The following is a 5,831-nucleotide window of genomic DNA, read 5'->3' on the forward strand; positions in this document are numbered from 1 at the left end:
CCCGCCCGGCGGCGCGTCCTCGGAGCCGTCGGGTCGGCGATCGGCGCGAGCGCGCTCGGGCTCTTCGTCCGCGGAACCGGCGAGGAGCCGTTCCCGTCGCCACTCGAGATCCCCGAGGACGCCCGTCCGGAGATCCGGGAGTTGCTCACGCAGGCGAGAGACCGGTCGTTCGACGTCGAGGGGCTCGAGCCGCTGGTCAGTACGGACTTCTACGAGGTCGACATCGGCAACGTCGATCCCGACGTCGACCGCGACGAGTGGTCGCTCTCGATCACGGGGGCCGTCGCGGAGGAACGCGAGTACGACTTCGCGGATATCGAGGCCGTGCCCCTCGAGGACCGCTTCGCGACGCTGCGATGCGTCGGCGACCAGCTCAACGGCCGGCAGATGGATACCGCGCTCTGGAGCGGCGTGCGCGTCGCGGCCCTCCTCGAGGCGGCGGAGCCGGAGGGCGATCGGGTCATCCTGCACGGAGCCGACGGCTATTACAACGAGTTCCCGATCGACGCGCTGTGGCCGGGGCTGTTGGCCTATCGAATGAACGGCCGGCCGCTGCCGCGGGCACACGGCTCACCACTGCGTGCGCTCGTTCCGGGCCACTGGGGCGAGATCAACGTGAAGTGGCTGACCGAGATCGAAGTTCGCGACGAGGACACCGCGGGCTACTGGGAGCACCGGGGCTGGCACGGTACCGGCCCTGTCAACACCGTGGCCAAGCTCCGGCAAGCCAACTTCCTCGGGAGCGGTCGCTTCGAGGTAGCCGGCCACGCCTACGCCGGAACCAGGGGTATCGAGGCCGTCGAGGTCTCGATTGACGGCGGCGACACCTGGACTGAGGCCGAACTCTCCGAACCCCTTCCCGGCGACGACGTCTGGCGGCAGTGGCGCCACGAGTACGGGGCGGGCGGGACCCACGAGGCGATCGTTCGGGCCCGCGACGGCGACGGGAACCTCCAGATCCCCGAGGAGGACGGCCCGCGACCCGACGGTGCCACCGGCTGGGTTTCCGAAACGGTCGGGCCGCGGTGAGCACCGGACTGGTCCCCTGGGTGTCACTGCCTCTGACCGACACGGCCGGCTTCCCGCATATCGGGTTTCCGCACATGAGCGTCGATATGACGTTACTATCGAGTAGTATGTACGGGGCGAGATAGGGACCGTTTTCCCTGAAAAATGAAATGAACCGTATGGAAAAACATGAAGTTTATATGGTTGTAGCGGGATGTTATCATTGGCCAAGATGGCTTGAGAAGGAATGACACGGGATACTATCAACAGGCGTCGGGTGCTTACGGGAACAGGTGTTGGAATCGCTTCAGCGATGGCGGGCTGTTTAGGGGGTGGTGGGGGCGACGACGACGTCCACTTCATCACCGACTACTACACAGATCCGTGGCAGAGCCTCTGGGGTGACCTCGAGTCGGAGTTCGAGGACGAGACCGACATTCCAATGAACATCGAGGAGGGCGGGATGTCCGGGACCCAGGAGGGTCGGCTCGCCCAGTTGATCCAGTCGGGCAATCCGCCGGACGCGAACACCTCCACGTTCGACCAGGTGGCCGACATCTGGGAGACCGATCAGCTCGATACTGTCAATGACGTCGTCTCGTCGATCGAGGAGGTTAACGGAGAGATAAACACCGATGCATTCCTCGGGGATGGAGACAACCTCTACCAGATCCCACACGGGCTGTACGTGTCGAACTTTCATTACCGAGCGGACGTCTACAACGAGCTCGGGCTGGACGTGCCTGAGACGTTCAGCGATGTCCTCGAGAACGCCGAGGCAATCGATAATTCCGACGAGTATCCCGACATGCGCGGATACGGACTGGCCGGGGCACCGACCGGCAAGAGTCAGGACGAGATCCTCGTCATGCTGGCGAGTTCGGGTATTTCCGGCATCGGCCTCCGCTGGCAGGACCCGGACGCGCGCGAACAACTCGAGATCCACTGGCCCGAGGACACGGTGACCGAGGTGCTACAGTACATCAAGGATCTCTCCCAGTACTCGCCCGATCCGACGACCATCGACTGGGCCGGCTCGCTCAGCGACTGGGTACAGGGGAACTACGGCCAGGGTTACCACCTCAATGCCTGGCCGGTCGGCGTCACCGCACAGACGGCCGAGGCACAGGACAGCGACGGCCTACGCGCGGTGGCCGAGAACACCGAGATCATCCCGTACCCGATGCTGGACGGCGTCGATCCGAGCGAGAACTGGCTGTCCGCGCCGGCCCCCGACGGCTACCACATATTCTCGAACGGTGATAGACCGGACGATGCCAAGGAGTGGTTCGAGTGGCTCTACGCCGACAGCATAGAGCAGACCGTGAGCTTCTACCAGACGGACCCGGGTCGGTTCCTGCCGGTCTACTCCGACGTGATCGGCTCGGACGCGTTCCAGAACCAGGACATCTTCCAGGCCCACCCCCACCTGCTCGAGAAACTCGAGTACGTTCAGGACGAGATCTGGGGCAACCACTACGGCAACGTTGACGAGGCCAACATCTCCTCGCCCGAGGCCCTGTACATGCAGCGGCAGTGGTTCTACGGCGAGATGGTCAACCGCGTGGTCACCGACTCCAACACCGTGCAGGAGGCCTACGACTGGGGCTACAGTCAACTCGAGGAGGCCTTTGGAGAGGCTCAGGAGACGTTCGGCGGTTAAGCGGGGATGGATCGCCTTTCGGCCCCGTCACGTGCGGGGCGAATCGTTTATAGGCAACCGTGAGATTAACATACATGCATGCAGAGGAGACCTAGATATGGCCAGTGAAACCGGAGAATCGATACGGCCTGGCAGGGCATACATTCCGTGGGACGACCTGCCGGTAAAGCGGGAGACGGTCGCCGGCGTCGCGACCGTCCTTCCCGTCGTCATCCTGTACTTGCTTATCGCGGTGCTCCCGGTCGCGTTCGCGTTTTGGGCATCGTTACACGAGATCCACACGCTCAACCCCGAGTGGCAGTGGGCCGGACTCTCGAACTACCGGGAAGTCCTGAACATCTCCACGTTCTGGGGCTCGCTGTGGCGGGGGATCGTCTACATGGTCGGCAGCACCCTCCTCCAGCTCGGTGTCGGGCTCTGGATGGCGCTGGTGCTCAACCGCATCACCCGCGGGCAGAAACTGCTCACTGCGGTGGTCTTTACGGCCTACCTGATTCCGACGATCATCGTCTCGCTGGTGGCGATGCGGGTGTTTGACCCGGCCGGTGGCGTCTTCCAGATGATCGGTGCGGAGTGGCTCGGTCTGTGGGGCGGTCGGGAGGGTCCGCTGGGCTCGCGAGACTGGGCTATGCGGCTGCTGATCCTCATCGGAACCTGGAAGTTCGCTGTCTTCGTCACGATCTTTACCCTCGCGCAGTTGCGCGCAGTCCCCGATCGGTTCTACGAGGCGGCGAAGGTCTGTGGTGCGAACCGATGGCAGATGTTCCGTGACATCACGCTGCCGCGTCTCATGGGGATCGTCCTAGTCGTCGTCTTGCTCCGGTCGGTCTTCATGTTCAACAAGTTCGACATCATCTGGCAGCTCACGGAGGGCGGGCCCGGCAACGCCACGACGACGCTGCCCGTGTTGGCCTACAAGACCGTCTACACCGGTCAGGAATACGGGCTCGCCAACGCGATCTCCGTCGTCATGTTCCTGTTCCTCTTGGCGTCGGCGATCATCTACTTCAAACTGTTCAACCCCAGCGAGGAGGTGGAGACGACAACATGAGTCAGAGCGACCCACCGGGAGGCATCTTCGGCCTCTCATACGACGACGAGACCCGAGTCTTCGAAACACTGAAGATCGTCAGCACCGCGATCATCGTGCTCGTCGGTGCCTGGCCGATCTACTGGATGACCCAACTGGCCTTCACCCAGTACGAGACGGTCGAGAACGTGGTCACCGTCTTCCCCACGCCCGATATCTTCACGCTCGATAACTTCACCGTCCTGACCGACCCGGAGATGTACACCTACATGTTCAACACGGTCGTGGTGGCTATCGGGACCATCGTGACGGTCGTTCTGGTCTCGCTGATCGCCGGCTACGGCCTCGCACGGCTGGAGTTCCCGCAAAAAGAGAACTTTGCACGAATCCTCCTTGTCGGGTACCTCTTCAGCCCCATCGTCATCGGCATTCCCCTCTACCAGATCTGGCAGAACATCGGACTGCTCGGGACCCGCTTCGGGCTTATCATCGCTCTGTCGGCGATATCTATGCCCTTCGCGGTGTGGCTGATGTGGAAGTACATCATGACGATCCCGGAGGCCCACGAGGAGGCGGCCTGGGTCGACGGCGCGTCACGGTGGCGGGGCTTCCGAGATGTCGTCGTTCCGCAGTGTCGGCCGGCGATCATCGCCGCGGCCCTGTTCGCCTTCGCGCTCGCCTGGAACGACTTCACGTTCGCGCAGATCCTCTTGCCCCAGACCGACACCACGACGTTCGCTCCCGGAATCCTCCGGGCGATGGGGCAGGCGCAGTTCCTGCCGGACGCCTACCTGATGGCGATCTCGCTGGCCATGACGCTGCCACCGCTCCTGTTCGCCTACTTCATGCAGAGCTACCTGCTGAAAGGGTTCCAGGTCAGGGCCCTCTGAGAGTGCATCACCTTTACAACTAACACCGCGATACAAATCAACATATGCCAGACATCGAGATCCGAAATCTGACGAAAGTGTACGAGGAATCGGGGAACAAAATCGTCGCGGTCGACGACGTCGACCTCACGATCAAGGACGGTGAGTTCGTGACGCTGGTCGGTCCCTCCGGGTGTGGGAAGACCACGACGCTTCGCTGTGTCGCGGGGCTGAACAAGCCGACCAGCGGGACGATCACGTTCGGCGACCGCGATGTGACGGACAAGCCGGTCCAAGAGCGCAATATCGCGTTGCTCTTCCAGGACATCGCGTTATACCCCCACATGAGTGTCCAGGAGAACATGGCCTACGGCCTCAAGATCGCCGGCTTCTCGCGGGAGGAACGCATAGCCCGCGTCGAAGAGGCCGCCGAGTTGCTCCAGATCACCGACCAACTCGAGAAGATGCCAGCGGATCTCTCGGGCGGCCAGCAACAGCGCGTTGCACTCGGCCGATCGCTCGTGCGTGACCCGGAGATCTTCCTGTTCGACGAGCCGATGTCGGACCTGGACGCCAAGCTCAAGGCCGAACTGCGACCGGTCATCGAGAAGGTGACCGACGAGATCGGCTGTCCGACGCTGTACGTGACCCACGACCAGGAAGAGGCGATGACCATGTCCGACCGCGTCGCGGTCATCAACGGCGGGGAACTGGCACAGGTCGCCCCGCCGAAGGAGGTCTACGACGAACCCAACTCGCAGTTCGTCAGCCAATTCATCGGCCAGCCGTCGACGCAATTCTTCGACGGGAACGTCGGATCGGTCAACGGAACCGCCGAACTCGACGTCGGCGGCTACGCGTACGACCTCTCTCGCGACGGGCTCGAGGGCTGGGCCGGTGAGGACGTTCGCGTCGGTCTCCGGCCGCAGTACATCCGGGTCAGCGAGGATACTGAGGCCGGCATTCCGGCGACACACCTGCTCGACGAGCCGCTGGGCGATGCAACCCACAGCTTCTTCGACACCGAGTTCGGCGAGATCGTCGTCGTCACGGACCCCGACTTCGATGGTAACGGCAAGGAGTACAGCCTCGTCTTCGACGACGAGTACATCCAGTTGTTCGACACCGATTCCGGCGTCCGGATCGTCTGACTCGGTCAGTTCTTTTCGTCGCCGCTCGCTCGAGCGGCCGCGCTCGTGTCCGCGTCGGCAGCGACCGCCGTCTCGCGATCGGTCGGTGCCGTCGAACGGACGACGATCGT

The 5,831-nt window shown here is 63.0% G+C and carries 5 protein-coding genes; all 5 read left to right on the forward strand.

Annotated features, from left to right (window positions below):
• On the forward strand, nucleotides 1-1,029 hold a 1,029-nt coding region (locus PGX04_RS13340; protein WP_273738946.1), incomplete at its 5' end, for a molybdopterin-dependent oxidoreductase.
• A 226-nt stretch (nucleotides 1,030-1,255) separates the two neighbouring features.
• On the forward strand, nucleotides 1,256-2,671 hold the full coding sequence (locus PGX04_RS13345; protein WP_273738947.1) for an ABC transporter substrate-binding protein: 1,416 nt from the start codon (nucleotides 1,256-1,258) through the stop codon (nucleotides 2,669-2,671).
• Between the two features lie 97 nt (nucleotides 2,672-2,768).
• Nucleotides 2,769-3,722, forward strand: coding sequence for a carbohydrate ABC transporter permease (locus tag PGX04_RS13350; RefSeq protein WP_273738948.1), 954 nt, complete (start codon nucleotides 2,769-2,771; stop codon nucleotides 3,720-3,722).
• Nucleotides 3,719-4,591 (forward strand): carbohydrate ABC transporter permease, encoded by an 873-nt coding sequence (locus PGX04_RS13355; protein ID WP_273738949.1) that lies wholly within the window; start codon nucleotides 3,719-3,721, stop codon nucleotides 4,589-4,591. Before PGX04_RS13350 ends, PGX04_RS13355 begins: the two co-directional genes overlap by 4 nt.
• Before the next feature lie 44 nt (nucleotides 4,592-4,635).
• A complete protein-coding gene (locus PGX04_RS13360) occupies nucleotides 4,636-5,721 on the forward strand; it encodes an ABC transporter ATP-binding protein (protein WP_273738950.1) in 1,086 nt (361 codons plus the stop codon).
• Nucleotides 5,722-5,831 lie beyond the last annotated feature (110 nt).

The organism is Natrinema soli (assembly GCF_028618695.1).

Excerpts from the sequence above, each read along its gene's own strand:
- PGX04_RS13355 (WP_273738949.1), top strand. The coding sequence starts at position 3,719 with ATGAGTCAGAGCGACCCACCGGGAGGCATCTTCGGCCTCTCATACGAC.
- PGX04_RS13345 (WP_273738947.1), top strand. The coding sequence starts at position 1,256 with ATGACACGGGATACTATCAACAGGCGTCGGGTGCTTACGGGAACAGGT.
- PGX04_RS13350 (WP_273738948.1), top strand. The coding sequence starts at position 2,769 with ATGGCCAGTGAAACCGGAGAATCGATACGGCCTGGCAGGGCATACATT.
- PGX04_RS13360 (WP_273738950.1), top strand. The coding sequence starts at position 4,636 with ATGCCAGACATCGAGATCCGAAATCTGACGAAAGTGTACGAGGAATCG.